The following is a 13,717-nucleotide window of genomic DNA, read 5'->3' on the forward strand; positions in this document are numbered from 1 at the left end:
ACGTCGTCATGCCGCTTGCCTGGGACTGGGTTCCTGGGAGGTGAGCTCGGCGGTGACCGGTCGCCCGGGACCAAGGTCGTGCCGTTCGCCATCGACCCAGAGCGCCATCGCAGCTCCGGACTCCAGCGTCGCCTCCAACTGACGGGCCCCGGGCTCGATCCTGATCCGGATATGGCGGCCGCGCCATTGGACGGGAAAGGTCAGGCTCTGCCATGCGGTGGGCAAGCGGGGTTCGAATGACAGGCCGTCGTCGTGCAAACCCAGCCCCGCCAATCCAAGGACGGTGATCATCCAGACCCCGCCCTGGGCGGCAGTATGAAGACCGCCGGCGATGGCCACATGGGTGTCGCCAAGATCGATCGCAGAGGACTGCCGCAGATAGGCCAACGCCTTGTCGGCCTGTCCCAGTCGAGCGGCGACCAGACCATGCAAGGCGCGGCTGAGCGAACTCCCGTGGCCGCATCTGGTCTCATAGTAGGCGAAGTTGGTCTGTGCGGCTTTGCGCGTGAACTGGTCCGGCAGCAGCGCCATCAGGGCCACGACGTCGGCCTGTTTGATCACCTGGGACCGGGCGGTGCGATCGCGTCCCAGCACCACATCCATAGGTACGGATCGCCCGGCATAGGCGGCCAGATCGATGTCCTCCAGATCAAAGAAACCCCGAAACTGTTCCGTCAGGCCTGTCACCGGGTCCTCACCCGTGGCCATTGTGTCAGCGACACGGGACCAGTTGCTCATCTCGATCTGCGTCAGATCAAGCCGACCCGAGAGCGCCGTCCAGTCCACAGGCCACCGTGCGGAGAACAGGGCTGCGACCTCCAGGGCCCGGCGGATGTTCCAGCGCGCCATGAGGTTGGTGTAGGCGTTGTCATCGACGCCTTCGTGATACTCGTCAGGCCCGATCACGCCCCGGATATGGTGCAGGCCGTCCGTGCCCGGAGCGGCGCGGCTAACCCAGAAGCGCGCCGTCTCAAGTAGAATCTCTGCCCCGGCTTCGCGCAGGAACGGCTCATCATCTGTCGCCCGCCAGTATTGCCAGACGGCATAGGCGACGTCGGCGCTGATGTGCTGTTCCTGCTGACCAGTGAGGATATGGAGGACGCGTCGATCTGGGCCGACCCACTGCGCGGGGGTCATTTCCTCGCCGGTGTCGGCCGACTCCCAGGCATAGAGCGCGCCGCGCCAGCCCATGGCCGCAGCCTTGGCTCGCGCCGCATCCAGGGTGTGGAAGCGGTACATCAACAGGGCCCGCGCCGCGCTTGGCCAGGTGAAGGTGTAGAAGGGCAGCAGGAAGATCTCGGTGTCCCAGAAGGTGTGGCCCATATAGTCCTCACCGGTCAGGGCTCGCGCGCCGATGGAGATGTGCTCGTCCGCGGGGTTGGCTGCGCCGTTCAGGTGGTGAAGCGCAAAGCGTAGAGCCTGCTGGGCGGTGGGGTCGCCGTCGATCTGCACATCGCTCAAGGCCCAGCGCTCGGCCCAGGCGGCGGTATGGTCTGCGATCAGGCCCTGAAAGCCACATCGGACGGCTCCGGCCAGGATTGACTGCGCCACCTCGCCGGCATTCGCGTCCGGGGCGGCTGTGTCCGTGCGGACAAAAGTGACGATCCGCTTGAAATCGATCTGCTGTCCTGGCGCGGCCTTCCAGGTCCAGCGCCGATGGAAGGGGCCCAGAGCTTCGCCCTCCAGCGTCTTGCCGTCGATCACCAGAGACATCGTCGAGGCGATCACCAGTCGCTTGGCCGTACGCCGCGTACGCCACACGCCCAGCTCCGGCTCCAGCTTTTCCGTGACGAGCCCCAGGTCCAGCCCCTCGAAGTCGGCCTCCAGCGTGACCACCGCTTGGCCTGCCTCTATGCAAAGTCGCAGGCCCTGCAGTCCAATCTCTCGCTGGCTCAGCGATACGAGGCGCAGCGACTGCAAATGCAGGCGCAGCCCCTGGGCTCCGACATGGCGACAGTCGCTCGCCACGAGGCCGCGCCTCATGTCGAGCGTCATGCCATGCTCAGAGACGTCCTCTGGGTCGTGGTTCAGGATCCCGGCGGCGGTGGTAAGCCGAATGCGCAGCCAATCGGGGGCAGGGGCCAGGGCTGAAACCGACCCCTCCACTGAGCTAGTGTCGAACAGCCCTGCGACATAGGTCCGGCCCGGGGCGACCCGGCCTTCGGGGCGGTTCAGGCCAGGGACGCCCCTCACGCCCAGAAAGCCGTTGCTGATCGTCAGGCGTGTCTCGCGGCTGCTCTGGCGAACAGGGTCGCAGCCCGTCTCTTCCCATAGCCAGGCCGGATCAGTCGTGGGCGTGAACGTATCGGTCATGTCTCGAGGCCCGATCCTGCAGAGCGAACACGAATTCGGCCCTGCTTGAGGCCGCTCAGGCTGATCTCATCAAGGCTTGAGACCACCAGGTCAGCGCCTGCGGCGGCGAGTGGTTCCGCATCGTTCAATCGCGCGACGCCCAGCGCCGTCATGCCGGCGGCCCGCGCCGCCATGATCCCGGCCGTCGCGTCCTCGATCACCAGGCATTGATCGGGGGCGACGCCCAGTTCGGCCGCTGCGAGTCGGAAGATCTCGGGGTCCGGCTTTCCCCGCGCCAGGTCGCGGCCGCAGATCTCTGCTGCAAAGGCGTCGGCGAGGCTGCCGCCCTCCGGCAAGGAGACCGCCCGGAGCATGGCGCTCGCGTTTTTGGAGGCCGATGCGACGGCCATCGGAAGGCCGAGGCGCGCCAGGGCCGCCACCAATCTCAGGGCGTCAGGAAAGGCGCGCACACCGCCCCCTGCGATCAGGGCTTCGAGGCGGCCCTGCTTGGCTTTGGCATAGGCGCTCGCCTGGTTTTCCCAGTTGGCCACGCCCAGGGCTCCAAGCGCGGCTCTCGCTCCATCCAGGCGAGACTTTCCAGCCACTTTGGCCTGATAGAGCGCGGTCGTAAACTTCACCGGATCGCCAAAGCCCGTCAGCGCTTCCCGCCAGGCCCGCTCATGTGGCGAAGCCAGCAGCACACCGTCGACGTCGAAAATGAAACCGGTCAGCTTGCTGGGTTCGGGCCCAACGATGGGGTGGGGCGGCAATCCCCGGGCTGTAGGCGGGGGTGCCATGCGGTCCTTCAGGCCGCCGCCCGGCAGTAGGGCCGGGTGTTTTGCAGAACGCGAAAACGCCGGGCCCCGTCGAACACCATCAAACCTTCTGCCTGAACCTGGCTGACCATCCGGGAGACGGTTTCGATCGTCAGGCCCAGATAGTCGGCAATGTCCTGGCGGCTCATGGACAGCCGGGTCCAGGCCCCTCGCGCCGGGGCGCCGATCTCCAAAAGGAAGCCCGACACTCGCTCAAAGGCGCTCGTTCGGGTGAGAAGCATCATGTGATCCTCGGCCCGCTGAAGTTCGAGCCCCGTGGCGAGCCAGCTCATCCGCTCAATGCGGGCACCGTCTTCGCCGTAGTATTTGAGCGCCGAGCGCTGGATGACGAGCACCTGGGCCGCGTCCAGGGCTTCTGCCGAGGATCGGTGTTGGCTGCCGATTTCGAGGCCGAAGAAGTCGCCGGGGAAATAGAAGCCACCCACTTGCCGGCGTCCGTCTTCAAGCAGGCGTGTCCGGCGAACCGAACCCGCCAGCACTCGATAGAGAAGATCGGCGTCTTCCTCCTGGGCATAGATTTCCTCGCCGGCATCAAAGCGCAGGTGCACGCCGATGGTCTCGAACGGGTCTTGCGGGGTGTGACCGGCGATCGGGACAGGCGCGCGATCGGGCGTGAGGGTGCAGAGGGTCATCCGGCGTCTCCTGGTGCGCCGTCATGGTTATGGCGTCTGGGGGATCGGTGACATTGGTGACAATACTTAGGGTACCGCCGCCTATGGCGTCGGTTGAACCGCCAGGATCGAAGCGCTCACCCGCTGGAGAAGGTCGTCTGCGGCGTCCTGGCGCATTGGGGCGACAATGCCGCCCAGGTGCTCATGTCCCAGGACCCGAAGGCCAGTCACCGCCGCCAAATGCAGATCGAACACGCTCATCAGGGCGTTGAGGGCCCCGGTGGTGTCGACCCAGTGTTCCGTCGCGCCAGAGGTCGAGAAGGTCATCAAGGTCTTGCCGACCAGTAGAGGATCGCCGCCATGGGGCCCGGGCTGGTAGCCGAATCCCATGCTCAGCACCCGATCAACATAGCCCTTGAGAATGGCTGGTGGGGCATTGAACCAGAAGGGGTAAACGAACACGAAACTGTCGACATCGGCCAGGCGCGCACGCTCGGCGGTGACGTCAGCCGCCATGGTCCAGCCTTGCGGCGTTGGGAGTTCGGCAGCCTTCAGGCACGGATCGAAATCCATCGTATAGAGGTCCCGCAGCAGGACCTCCGCGCCTGACGCCTCGAGCGTTTCGACACAGGTGCGGGCAATCGCGGCGCAGAAGCTCGCGGGATTGGGATGGGCGAGGATGACGGCGGTCGTCATGACGAGATCTCCATGGGCCGGACGGGAGAGGGGCCAACCCTAGCGACATAGAGGCGTCTCACCTTGATCCGGATCATGTGTCTTCGAGATCGTGGCGCGGGAGAGGTCCTGCCGACCCCATCTACGGGAAATTGCGGATGTCGGCTTTGATCAGGGTGGCCGACAATGAGCTGTGCCGCTGTGGGAGGTCTCCATGCCCGTCTCAGATCCGGAGTTCCAGATTGCTGGAAGCGCCTATCGAGAGGCTGTTCACGACCTGCGCAACATCTTCTCGGTGATCGTTTCTGCCTGCCGCCTGTTGAGCAGGGACGGCGACTTCGAACGCGGCGAAGATCTGGTGGCGGCTTTTGAAGACGCGGCCCTTCGAGGCAACCTGCTGACGGCGGACCTGCTGGCGTGCGACGCATGCGCGGTGGTTCACGCCCTGGAGACGGCCTTTGCCCACGGCACGGGCCCTGGCCACATTGAGCGGCCCGCCAAATAGGCTTGCGGAAATAGCCGCATCAGACGACGCCAGCCTCGAGCGCCGCCGCCCTGGTTGGGCCCTGAGCCCCCACTGCCGTGGCCGCGACCAAGCGCGTTCTTGGGTTTTCCGGCGAGCTTACGGCCGCACCTCCAAACCAGATAACTGGGGGCGGCCATGACCGCCCGGCCGGCTACTTCATGGGGTCGGATGAGAGAACCAGGCGTGAGCCCTTGCCGGCTTGCGCCGTTATGACGATCCGGGCGTCGAGCGCCAGGGCACCTTGGCCGTTGACCAGCAGAGGATTGATGTCGAGCTCCAGAATATCGGGCAGCTCGATGGCGATCGCCGACAGCGCTTTCAGCACGGCAGCTACGGCCGGGATATCGGCAGGCGGCTCGTCGCGATAGCCCGCCAGAAGCCGTGAAATGCGGGTGCGTCCGATCATGGCGCGCGCCAGTTCATCATCAAGGGGCGGCAGGCCGAGCGCCTTGTCGCGCAGGACCTCGACGGCCTTGCCACCAGCCCCGACCATGATCACCGGACCGAAGGTGGCGTCGTTGGCGATGCCGACGATAAGTTCATGGCTTCCCGCGCGCACGGCCATGGTTTCGACGGCGAAGCCCTGGATGGCAAATTCCGGATGCTCCTGGCCGATACGCTCCGCCATGGCCCTTGCCGCAGCCACGGCGTCCTCGGCGCTGGCGAGGTCGAGGATTACGCCGCCGACGTCCGACTTATGGCTGATCTGCGCAGAGACGATCTTGATGGCAAAAGGCGCCTTGAGGCCCTTGCAGGCCTCGCCGACATCGTCGGCGGTGGTGGCGAAGCGGGTCGCGACCACGGGAACGCCATAAGCTGCGAGTATCGCCTTGGCCTCGACCTCATTGAGCAGGGTACGGCCTTCGGCGCGTGCGGCGGCGATCAGCTTCTGGGCCGTGATCGGGTCGCCGGCTCTTTCGACATGACCGGTCGGCGCATCCGTCAGGCGTGCGCGGGCCTCTTGCGCCGCGATCAGATACCCAAACCCGCGGATCGCGGCGTCAGGCGTGTCGAACAGTGGTATCCCGGCCGCAGCAAAAGTCGGGCTGACGGCCTGTCGATTGGTGTCGCCCAGCCAACAGGCCAGGATCGGTTTGGCCGAGCCGCGCGCCGGGATCCTTGCCAGGCCGGCCACCAGGTCCTTGGCGATTTCGTCGGGGGCGGAGAGGGCGGTAGGACAGTTGATCAGCAGCACCGCATCGACCCCTGCATCTTCGAGTACAATGTCGAGCGCGACGCGATATCGGTCGGCATGGGCGTCGCCCATCACATCGACCGGATGGCCGTGCGACCAGCCATCGGGAAGTACAGCATTGAGTCTGGAGAGCGTCTCTGGCGACAGCTCGGCTGGTCTGGCTCCGGTGGCGGTCATGGCGTCGAGCGCCAGTATGCCCGCTCCCCCGCCATTGGTGACGATCGCCAACCGGGACCCGGGTAGCGAAGGGCGTGACGACAGGGCGGTGGCGGCGTCGAGCAGGTCACTCAGCGACTCGACCATGACGATACCCGCGCGCTCGAATGCGGCAACGTTTACGTCATAGGCTCCTGCCAGCGCGCCGGTGTGGGAAAGCGCCGCCTTGCCGGCCGCTGCGGTCTGGCCGGCTTTCAAGGCGATTACCGGCTTGATCCGCGCCGCCGCTGCCGCTGCCGACATGAATCTGGCGGGGTTGGTCACGCCCTCGACGTACATCAAGATAGCGTCGGTGTGGGGGTCTGCGGCGAACAGATCGATGAGGTCGCCCAGATCGACCTCGGCCATGTCGCCCACCGAGACGATCCCGGAAAAGCCTATGTTCCGTGTCGAGGCCCAGTCGACAATGCCGCTGATCAGCGCCCCGCTCTGGGAGATCATGGCCAGGCCCCCGGGCGCTGCCGCGCCGCGTGCGAAGGAGGCGTTGAGCTGGACCGGCGGCACCAGCAGGCCCAGACCGTTTGGGCCGATGATCCTCAGACCTGAAGGTTTTGCCGCCGCCAGCATCGCCTCGCGCAGGCCATTGGCGTGGGTGATCCCGGCGGAAATCACCACAGCCACCTTCACTCCGCGCGCGGCCAGCTGGGCGATGACCTCGGGGACGGCGTGGCCCGGCGTGATCACCACGGCCAAGTCGGGAACCGAAGGCAAACTGGCGATGGTGGGCGACCACAGGGCTCCGGCGATCGCCACCTGACGGGGATTGACGACGTGTACAGTCCCGGCGAAGCCACCCAGCATCAGGTTGGAAATCACCACCTGTCCCACAGAGCCGGGACGGTCCGAACCGCCGATGACGGCCACGGCGTTCGGCGATAGCAGCTTTGACAGGTTGTGCAGGGACATGGTGGCCTTGGGGCGGCGTACGCACGGGGCGCGGAAGCGACAACACCCTACCTGAAGCAGGCTCGGCGCGGCTATCCGTAGAGTCCCTTGATCGCTGGCCGCAGGACTGTTCCCGTTTGCGCCCGGCGCTCTAGGCGCGCATGGTCGATCTCTGGTGCGCTGTCAGGGGCGTCCCGTCTGCGTCGCGCGCCAGCGCCGTCTGACGGAGGGCCCATGCCAGATATCCGTCATCAAACCCAGATCGTCGCGCAGGGCTACGGTGTCGCGTTCTTCGCGGTCGTGCTGGCGGCTCTGGTCGGCTGGGTGCTGGAAGTCGGGTTCGGGCTTCGTGCGTCCTACCTGCTGTTCATGGTTCCCGTCGTGGCAGCAGCGGCCTTGGGCGGGGTCGGCGCCGGCGTTTGCGCTGCTATCCTGGGCCTGTTGGCGAGCGTGCTGATCAGGGACGGACTGTCGCCACAAGGCGAAGGCCTGATCGAACCGATCAGCTTCGTGATCGCCGCCGGGGGCGTAATCTTCATCGGAAGCCGCATCGAGCGTCTTCGCCAGCGCGCTACGGCCAGCGAGCGCGGTGCCGAGCTTCGCGCCCAGGACGCGGCCAGGGTGGCTCGCGAGCTTAGCCTCTTGATCGACGGCGCAACGGAATACGCGATCTACATGCTCGATCCGCAAGGCCGCGTGGTGATCTGGAACGCGGGCGCAGCGCGCCTGAAGGGCTGGACGGAGGAGGAAGCGATCGGTCTGGACCTTTCGACATTCTATCCAGAGGACGCTCGCCAGTCTGGAAAGCCTCAGGCCGATCTGGAGCGAGCCCGGTCGCAGGGCAAGTTCGAGGAGGAGGACTGGCGGCTGCGAAAGGATGGCTCGGAGTTTCTGGCCCATGTCTCGATCACAGCCCTGCTGGACGAGGCCGGCGCGCTGCAGGGGTTCGCAAAGGTCCTGCGCGACATCACCGACCAGAGGGCCAGTGAGCAATCCTTGAGCGCCGGCGCCAGCCACCTGCGATCCATCCTTGCGACGGTCCCGGACGCCATGATCGTCATCGACCAGGGCGGATCCATTCTGTCGTTCAGCGCTGCGGCGGAGCGATTGTTTGGAAGCTCCGAAGCCGAGATGCTGGGCCTCAATGTCAGCTGCCTGATGCCGCAGCCGGACCGCGGACGGCATGACGGCTATCTCGAACGTTACGTAAGAACGAGCGAGCGTCGGATTATCGGCATCGGCATCGGCCGCGTCGTGGTCGGCATGCGGCGGGATGGATCCACCTTTCCGATGGAGCTGTCGGTCGGCGAGGCCGTCGGGAACGGGCAGAAGGTGTTTACCGGCTTCATTCGGGATCTCACCGAAAAGCAGCAAATCCAGGCTCGGGTGGAAGAACTGCAGGGCGAACTCATTCATGTCGCCCGGGTCAGCGGCATGGGGGCCATGGCCTCGACCCTGGCCCATGAGCTGAACCAGCCGATCACCGCCGTCACCAACTATGTCCAGGCGGTGCGGGATCTGCTCGCCACGCCCGATCCGGACGACATGCCGATGATCCGCGAGGCTCTGGACGACGCCGCCGGCCAGGCCCTTCGGGCCGGACACATCGTCAGGCGACTGCGCGATTTCGTCGCGAGGGGCGAGGTCGACAAGACCGCCGAGGATGTCGAGGCCCTGATGCGGGAGGCCGCAGCCCTGTGGCTGATGGGCGCAAGGGAAAGCGGCGTGGCGCTCGAGTTCGCGCTCGATCCGGACATCGGTGCCGTCCTTGTGGACAAGGTGCAGATCCAGCAGGTGCTGATCAATCTGGCGCGCAACGCAACCGAGGCGATGGGGGATCGGCCCGACCGGCGATTGTGGCTAAGTGGCGAACTGGACGGTGAGGGTTTCGTGAGGATCACCGTCGCGGACAATGGACCCGGCGTGCCGCCGGCCGTCGCCGAAGGGCTGTTCACCGCCTTTGTCAGCACAAAGAGCGATGGCATGGGCCTGGGGCTGTCGATCTGCCGCACCATTGTCGAGGCCAACGGTGGCCGCATCGGGTTTGACGCGCGTCCCGGTGGGGGCGCGCAGTTTCACTTCACGCTGGTCAGAGCAGAGCTGGAGCCCGTCGATGGCCGGTAGCCGAATGATCCATATCATCGATGACGACGAGGCCATCCGGCGTTCGGCCGGCTTCATGCTCAAGACATCGGGCTATGCGGTGACGTGCTTCGCGTCGGGCGTCGCCTTCCTGCGTGACGCCAAGACAGTCGAGCCGGGGTGCGTGCTTCTGGATGTACGGATGCCGGACATTGACGGCCTGGAGGTGCAGCGGCGATTGGCCGAAAGCGGCGTGGCCATGCCTGTCGTGGTTCTGACCGGCCATGGCGACGTTTCCATCGCCGTAAAGGCGATCAAGGCCGGCGCGGTCGACTTCATTGAAAAGCCGTTCGAGAAGAGCGTTTTGTTGAGCGCCATCGTGGCGGCCTTCGAGCGGCTCGACGACGTCGGTGGACGGTCAGCCCGTGCCACCGATGCTGCAGTCGCCATCGCGGCCCTGACGGCTCGCGAGCAAGACGTCCTCAGAGGCCTGGCTCAGGGCCTGCCCAACAAGACCATCGCCTTCGATCTTGGCATCTCCCCCAGGACGGTTGAGGTCCATCGCGCCAATCTGATGACCAAGCTTCAGGTCCACAGCCTGTCTGAGGCCCTGCGGATCGCCTTCGCCGCAGGCCTCCATGGGGCGGACTAGGACCTATACGTAGCGACGGCCTAGACCCCGCCGTGTGACAAGGCCTTCAGCGTTACCTTTGGTAGGCCGCGTCCGACAGGCCCTGAAATGACACACGATTTGATATCGTCCCAGCGGGGGCGTCCACACGTGTTGCTGGTCGAGGATGACCACGGGGTCCGACGTTCGCTTCAGTTGCTACTGCGCGGCCGGGGCCTTGATGTTGTTGCCTATGCCTCCGGCGCAACCCTGCTTGCCGACCCCCGCGCGCTGTCAGCCGCCTGTCTGGTGGCCGACTACAGGATGCCGGGGCTGAGCGGCTTCGACGTGCTGCAAGGGCTGCGTGATCTGGGCTGGAGGGGTCAGGCGCTGCTGATCACGGGCTTTCACGCCGCCGAGCTCGTGGCGCGCGCTCACCAGGCCGGCTTCGCCGATGTGCTCGAAAAGCCACTGGTGGACAGCGTGCTGATCGAGGCCGTGGAGCGGCTGGCTCGACCGACTGAGCCTGTTGTCTAGGTAATTGCCCCAAATAGCGCGCGAGACGGCCCGGCGATATCCAGGATGCGGCCACACGGCGGCGCTGAGGCTTCGGCGATCGCACCTTTGGAGCAATGCCATGGACAAGACCATGAGGACCGCCTTTGCCCGGTCGTTCGGTCGCCCGCCGGGGCCACTACACAGAACCCTATGCCAACTTCAGGATCGGGCCGGATGAAGACGCTCCATGTCGCAACGCAGGCAACTGGCCTGGTGTTGGCTAGCTTGATCGGAGCCAGCGCACTGGCTGGTCCGCAGGTTCAACGGGAGCCGCCCGTGATCTCCGGCGGTCAACGGATCGCGGAGCGCAACTGCGGCGGCTGTCATGCTGTGGCAGCAGGCGACAGCAAGCTCCCCGCCGCACCACCCTTCCGCACGCTGCAGGATCGCTATCGGCCCGGTGGCCTCGACGCCATCTTGCAGGAGGGCATGTTGCGACCCAGCCGCATGCCTGAGGAAGGTTCACCGCCGTCTCACCCGCGCATGCCGATGGCCGATCTCGACGATGACGAGGTGGCTCAGCTCAAGGCCTATCTCAGAAGCCTCGATCTGCGCTCTTCAGGCGTTCAACAACCGGGCCCCTAAAGGCTCGACACCGGGCGAAGACCTGTTTCACCGCGCAAGCGGCCCGAACTCGCCTTCGCGCCGGAAGCGCACTGGAGACGCCATGAATTCGCACCTGATCCGATCGTCCGCACCGGTCGCCGTCAAGGATCCGGTCTGTGGCATGCGTGTGGATCCGGCAACCGCGCGTCACCATGTCGAGGCACGCGGCGAAACGGTCTATTTCTGCTCAGCCAAGTGTCTGGGCAAGTTTGTCGCCGATCCTGAAGGCTACCAGGCCAAGCGTGCGCCCCCTCCGGCCAAGGTGTCGGACGGAACGCTCTACACCTGCCCGATGCACCCGCAGATCCGCCAGGCCGGTCCTGGCGTCTGTCCAATCTGCGGCATGGCACTGAAGCCTGTGACGGTGACGGCCGACAGCGGCCCAAACCCCGAACTGGCCGACATGACCCGGCGGTTCTGGATCGGTCTGGCCCTGGCCTTGCCCGTCTTTGTCCTGGAGATGGGCGCTCATATCATGGGTCACGGCCGGTGGGTTCCCGCCCAGACCTCCAACTGGATCCAGTTCGCGCTTTCGACCCCGGTGGTGCTGTGGGCGGGCTGGCCCTTCTTCACCCGTGGCTGGACATCGTTGGCGACGGGCAAGCTCAACATGTTCACCCTGGTCGCCATGGGGGTGGGCGTCGCGTACGGCTACAGCCTGGTCGGCTTGTTCCTGCCCAGCCTCTTCCCGCCCGCCATCCGCGACGCCATGGGGGGCGTGCCGGTCTATTTTGAAGCCGCCGCAGTGATCACCGTCCTGGTGCTGCTGGGCCAGGTGCTGGAGTTGCGGGCCCGCGAGCGGACGTCCGGTGCGATCAAGGCCCTGCTGGACCTCGCGCCCAAGACCGCGAGGCGGATCACCGCCGACGGGGCGGATGAAGAGGTGACGCTGGATCAGGTGGTGGCAGGCGATCGACTGCGCGTGCGTCCCGGCCAGAAAATCCCCGTGGACGGCGAACTGATCGAGGGCCGGGTGTCGATCGACGAGTCGCTGGTCACGGGCGAGTCGATGCCCGTCACCAAGCAGGCCGGGGCCAAGGTGATCGCCGGCTCGATCAACAAGACCGGGTCCTTTGTCATGCGGGCCGAAAAGGTCGGGGCCGAGACCCTGCTGTCACGCATCGTCCAGATGGTCGCCGAGGCCCAGCGTAGCCGGGCCCCGATCCAGCGCATGGCCGATCAGGTCTCTGCCTGGTTCGTGCCGGCGGTGATTGGCGCGGCCTTGATCGCTGCGGTGGTTTGGTCGCTCGTCGGACCCGAACCGCGTTTGGCCTATGCGCTGGTGGCGGCGGTGTCGGTGATGATCATCGCGTGCCCCTGCGCCCTTGGGCTGGCGACGCCGATGTCGATCATGGTCGGGATCGGCCGGGGCGCGCAGATCGGCGTCCTGATCAAGAACGCCGAGGCGCTGGAGCGCTTCGAGAAGATCGACACCCTGGTCATCGACAAGACCGGCACCCTGACCGAGGGACGCCCGGCGGTGACGGCGATCAAGCCAGTGGCGGGTTTCGACGACGTCGAACTGCTGCGCCTCGCCGCCAGTCTGGAGCGCAGCAGCGAGCACCCCTTGGCCGATGCCATCCTGCGGGCCGCCAAGGATCGCCAGATGGTGCTCTCTGAGGCCTCGGAATTTGATTCACCGGTCGGGAAGGGCGTTGTCGGCGTAGTCGATGGCCGGCGTGTAGCCCTGGGCGGCGCCCGCTTGATGGCCGAACAGGGCGTGGATCTCTCGCCGCTGGAGGCCGTGGCCGACGCCCTGCGCAAGGACGGGACGACAACCATCTTTGCGGCCGTCGACGGCAGGCTGGGCGGTGTCCTGGGGATCGCCGATCCGATCAAGGCCACGACGGCCGAGGCTGTCCGCGACTTGAAGGCCGAGGGTGTACGGCTGGTGATGATGACGGGCGACAACCGCACGACGGCCCTGGCCGTGGCCGCCAGGCTGGGCATTGACGAGGTCGAGGCCGAAGTGCTGCCGGAAGACAAGGCCAACGTCGTGCAAAGGCTGCGCGCTGCGGGGCGTTCAGTCGCCATGGCCGGCGACGGTGTCAATGATGCGCCGGCCCTGGCCGCCGCCGAAGTGGGCATCGCCATGGGCGCCGGCGCCGATGTCGCCATCGAGAGCGCCGGCGTGACGCTGTTGCAAGGCGACCTGCAGGGGATTGTCCGGGCCCGGCGGCTATCGCGGGCCGTGATGCACAATATCCGCCAGAACCTTGTTTTTGCCTTCGCTTACAACGTCGCGGGCATTCCGATCGCGGCGGGCGTTCTCTATCCGACCTTCGGATGGTTGCTGTCTCCGGCCATAGCCGCCCTGGCCATGGCCCTGTCCTCGGTCAGCGTGATTGGTAACGCCCTGCGCCTGCGCACGGTGAAACTCGGCGTATCAGAGGCCTCGCGATAGCCTGGCCTCGCTGGGCCAATCCCTGCCCATCCAAGGGCCTGTGCTTTCCAGCCTCGTCACCTCCCGGATAGGGGAAAATCCGCGCCGTGTGCCTGCCGAAGTCGGGCACCGTGACATCTGTGCGCGCTCGTCGAGCGCATACAGGGCCTTCAGGGGCGGAACCTTTGCAAGGTTCGTTGTGTCGCTGCCTCGCCCCGCCGATGATGGCCGCGATAGTGGCG

Annotated in this window: 11 protein-coding genes; 6 read left to right on the plus strand and 5 right to left on the minus strand. The window is 66.0% G+C overall.

The window, feature by feature from the left end:
- Nucleotides 1-6: 6 nt before the first annotated feature.
- The 4 genes from ACW179_RS14285 to ACW179_RS14300 all read right to left on the minus strand — a co-directional run bounded on the left by ACW179_RS14285 (nt 7) and on the right by ACW179_RS14300 (nt 4,435).
- Entirely contained in the window at nt 7-2,313 is a 2,307-nt protein-coding gene (locus ACW179_RS14285; RefSeq protein WP_492060142.1) for a glycoside hydrolase family 65 protein, read from the minus strand.
- Nucleotides 2,310-3,089 carry an HAD family hydrolase gene (locus ACW179_RS14290; RefSeq protein ID WP_492060143.1) on the minus strand — a complete coding sequence of 260 codons (780 nt, stop codon included), beginning with the start codon at nt 3,087-3,089 and terminating at the stop codon, nt 2,310-2,312. Before ACW179_RS14290 ends, ACW179_RS14285 begins: the two co-directional genes overlap by 4 nt.
- Before the next feature lie 8 nt (nt 3,090-3,097).
- Nucleotides 3,098-3,760 (minus strand): cyclic nucleotide-binding domain-containing protein, encoded by a 663-nt coding sequence (locus ACW179_RS14295; protein ID WP_492060144.1) that lies wholly within the window; start codon nt 3,758-3,760, stop codon nt 3,098-3,100.
- Nucleotides 3,761-3,841: 81 nt separating this feature from the next.
- Nucleotides 3,842-4,435, minus strand: coding sequence for an NAD(P)H-dependent oxidoreductase (locus tag ACW179_RS14300; protein WP_492060145.1), 594 nt, complete (start codon nt 4,433-4,435; stop codon nt 3,842-3,844).
- Nucleotides 4,436-4,628: 193 nt separating this feature from the next.
- Here ACW179_RS14300 and ACW179_RS14305 point away from each other — a divergent pair, with 193 nt between their 5' ends.
- A complete protein-coding gene (locus tag ACW179_RS14305; protein WP_492060146.1) occupies nt 4,629-4,919 on the plus strand; it encodes a hypothetical protein in 291 nt (96 codons plus the stop codon).
- A gap of 172 nt (nt 4,920-5,091) precedes the next feature.
- On the opposite strand, the gene ACW179_RS14310 is transcribed toward ACW179_RS14305, so the two are convergent.
- Entirely contained in the window at nt 5,092-7,257 is a 2,166-nt protein-coding gene (locus tag ACW179_RS14310; RefSeq protein WP_492060147.1) for an acetate--CoA ligase family protein, read from the minus strand.
- A gap of 213 nt (nt 7,258-7,470) precedes the next feature.
- Here ACW179_RS14310 and ACW179_RS14315 point away from each other — a divergent pair, with 213 nt between their 5' ends.
- The 5 genes from ACW179_RS14315 (at nt 7,471) to ACW179_RS14335 (ending at nt 13,496) form a co-directional block, all read left to right on the plus strand.
- Nucleotides 7,471-9,360 (plus strand): sensor histidine kinase, encoded by a 1,890-nt coding sequence (locus tag ACW179_RS14315; protein ID WP_492060148.1) that lies wholly within the window; start codon nt 7,471-7,473, stop codon nt 9,358-9,360.
- A complete protein-coding gene (locus tag ACW179_RS14320) occupies nt 9,350-9,970 on the plus strand; it encodes a response regulator transcription factor (protein ID WP_492060149.1) in 621 nt (206 codons plus the stop codon). The genes ACW179_RS14315 and ACW179_RS14320 overlap by 11 nt, the downstream gene beginning before the upstream one ends.
- A gap of 129 nt (nt 9,971-10,099) precedes the next feature.
- Nucleotides 10,100-10,465 (plus strand): response regulator, encoded by a 366-nt coding sequence (locus ACW179_RS14325; RefSeq protein WP_492060150.1) that lies wholly within the window; start codon nt 10,100-10,102, stop codon nt 10,463-10,465.
- Between the two features lie 195 nt (nt 10,466-10,660).
- Entirely contained in the window at nt 10,661-11,071 is a 411-nt protein-coding gene (locus ACW179_RS14330; protein ID WP_492060151.1) for a c-type cytochrome, read from the plus strand.
- 82 nt (nt 11,072-11,153) lie between these two features.
- On the plus strand, nt 11,154-13,496 hold the full coding sequence (locus ACW179_RS14335) for a heavy metal translocating P-type ATPase (protein WP_492060152.1): 2,343 nt from the start codon (nt 11,154-11,156) through the stop codon (nt 13,494-13,496).
- Nucleotides 13,497-13,717: the final 221 nt, after the last annotated feature.

This window comes from Caulobacter sp. AVps18, from assembly GCF_058681425.1.

Coding starts and splice junctions, on each gene's coding strand:
- ACW179_RS14285 (WP_492060142.1), bottom strand. CDS start 2,313: ATGACCGATACGTTCACGCCCACGACTGATCCGGCCTGGCTATGGGAA.
- ACW179_RS14290 (WP_492060143.1), bottom strand. CDS start 3,089: ATGGCACCCCCGCCTACAGCCCGGGGATTGCCGCCCCACCCCATCGTT.
- ACW179_RS14295 (WP_492060144.1), bottom strand. CDS start 3,760: ATGACCCTCTGCACCCTCACGCCCGATCGCGCGCCTGTCCCGATCGCC.
- ACW179_RS14300 (WP_492060145.1), bottom strand. CDS start 4,435: ATGACGACCGCCGTCATCCTCGCCCATCCCAATCCCGCGAGCTTCTGC.
- ACW179_RS14305 (WP_492060146.1), top strand. CDS start 4,629: ATGCCCGTCTCAGATCCGGAGTTCCAGATTGCTGGAAGCGCCTATCGA.
- ACW179_RS14310 (WP_492060147.1), bottom strand. CDS start 7,257: ATGTCCCTGCACAACCTGTCAAAGCTGCTATCGCCGAACGCCGTGGCC.
- ACW179_RS14315 (WP_492060148.1), top strand. CDS start 7,471: ATGCCAGATATCCGTCATCAAACCCAGATCGTCGCGCAGGGCTACGGT.
- ACW179_RS14320 (WP_492060149.1), top strand. CDS start 9,350: ATGGCCGGTAGCCGAATGATCCATATCATCGATGACGACGAGGCCATC.
- ACW179_RS14330 (WP_492060151.1), top strand. CDS start 10,661: ATGAAGACGCTCCATGTCGCAACGCAGGCAACTGGCCTGGTGTTGGCT.
- ACW179_RS14335 (WP_492060152.1), top strand. CDS start 11,154: ATGAATTCGCACCTGATCCGATCGTCCGCACCGGTCGCCGTCAAGGAT.